Origin of the sequence: Leucobacter sp. M11 (assembly GCF_035726885.1) — a bacterium.
Classification (GTDB): domain Bacteria; phylum Actinomycetota; class Actinomycetes; order Actinomycetales; family Microbacteriaceae; genus JAPFRB01.
This window is the reverse complement of the sequence record NZ_JAPFRB010000001.1, coordinates 459796-460281: the sequence shown is the minus strand read 5'-3', so window position 1 is coordinate 460281 and position 486 is coordinate 459796. Positions and strand designations below refer to the sequence as shown.

Sequence of the window (486 nt, the reverse complement as noted above, 5' to 3'; positions counted from 1 at the left end):
GAACCCGCCCTCGCCCGTCGCGGACCCGGGGTGCCCGGCCCAGATGAGCGCGGTGAGGAGACACGCGGACGCGGCCAGGGCGAAGGCGAGCCACTGCGCGGGGCCCCACAGTGAGCCGAGCCGGGGGAGTCCGTACGGGCTTCGGGCGGCCATGATGGCGCCGAACAGGATCGCCACCATGCTCATGCCCACCGCCTCCTGCCAGCCGTTGGCCCCCGCCACGATGAAGCCGCCGAGGGCGAGCCCGAGCACCGCGGTGCTGATCCGGGCCGGGCGGTCGAGCGCGCCCTCGGCGCGCAGCGCCCCCTGACCCACACCCGGGTCGGCCTCGCGCGGGTGGGCGCGGAGCACGCGCCAGGCGGGAACCGTGAGCGCGAGGAAGAGCCCGGCGACGAGCGGCAGGGCGACCCACCACGGGGGACGGAACCCCACGGACGTCGCGGCCCCGGCGGCGAGGGCGAGCCCGCCGAAGAGCGCAATGGCGAT

1 protein-coding gene is annotated in these 486 nt (G+C 77.2%); it reads right to left on the bottom strand.

The genetic code is table 11. The features are described from left to right. Positions 1 to 486: hypothetical protein (locus OOT08_RS02340; protein WP_325090942.1), on the bottom strand; the 486-nt coding region annotated here is incomplete at both ends.